This is a genomic window from Streptomyces flavofungini (assembly GCF_041028215.1).
Classification (GTDB): domain Bacteria; phylum Actinomycetota; class Actinomycetes; order Streptomycetales; family Streptomycetaceae; genus Streptomyces; species Streptomyces flavofungini_B.
The window spans coordinates 1-966 of the sequence record NZ_JASKYR010001353.1 but is presented as its reverse complement, the minus strand read 5'-3'; the positions used below and the strand labels follow the sequence as shown (position 1 = coordinate 966).

Below are 966 nucleotides of genomic sequence, written 5' to 3'. Positions count from 1 at the left end.
ACTCGGTGGAGCCGCAGGTCCGGGGCGGTACGACCGTCGTCGGGTACAAGGGCGGGGCCCAGGTGCGCGACTCGGCGTCCGGCTCGGTGCGCTGGACGGCGAAGCCGTCACCCGGGCACGTGATCACCTCCGTGCTGCTCACCGGGGACCGGCTCGTCGTCAGCGAGGAGGGCGCCACGGACGCGGACACCGGCGAGACGCCGGACGGCGCGGGGCTGCGGGCGTACACGCGCGGCGGCAGGCAGGTGTGGAAGGAGCAGCTCAGCGACGGCACCCTCGCCATGGCAGAGAAGCGCCACTACATCGCGGAGCTGGCCCACGACGGCCTGGTCTACGCCCAGTCCGAGGAGGGCGTCGTCGCGATCGACGAGAAGCGCGGCGGCCGGGTGGGCGGCGCGTACGCCAAGGGCCAGTGCCTCACCCTGAAGGCGGTCGGCGGCAAGATCCTCTGCGCCAGGCCGCTGGGCGACTCCAGCGACCTCGCCGACCCCACGGCCGATCCGCAGACCCGGGTGGTCCGGCTCGACCCGCGCACGCTCGAACCCGGCAAGGCGTTCGGCTTCAAGGCCCCGCCGATCGGCGACGACGGCTTCGCCGGCAGCGATCTCGTGGTGAGCGCCGTCGGGGCGCGGGCGGCCCTCGCGTACGACTCGTGGTGGCCGACCCGGGGAACGGCAAGGTGCTGCGCGAGGAGTCGATCTCGATCAGCGAGTACAGCATCCGGCACCCGGCGCCCTCCGGCCCGCTCCTCGTCGGCGGCCGGGCGCTGTACGCCGACAACTCCGGGCTGCTCTCCGTCCCGCTCACCGCGTCGGGCAAGGCGCGCAGGACCCCGGTGCCCGGCGCCCCGGGCGACCGCCGTCCCAAGCCGTCCGAGGACACCGGGCTCGTGGTCGCCGACACCCCGAAGCACCCGTGGCTGCTGCCGCTCGGCGGTGTCGCGACGGTCGTGTACGACCAGGGCAC

1 protein-coding gene and 1 pseudogene are annotated in these 966 nt (G+C 74.6%); one reads left to right on the top strand and one right to left on the bottom strand.

Annotated elements, in window-relative coordinates; genetic code table 11:
* The coding region (locus AB8Z36_RS42415) for a hypothetical protein (protein ID WP_440582141.1) at positions 1-283 on the bottom strand (283 nt) is incomplete at its 3' end.
* A 369-nt stretch (positions 284-652) separates the two neighbouring features.
* On the opposite strand from AB8Z36_RS42415, the pseudogene AB8Z36_RS41000 reads away from it, so the two are divergent.
* A pseudogene (locus tag AB8Z36_RS41000) lies at positions 653-966 on the top strand (hypothetical protein); the annotation flags it as partial.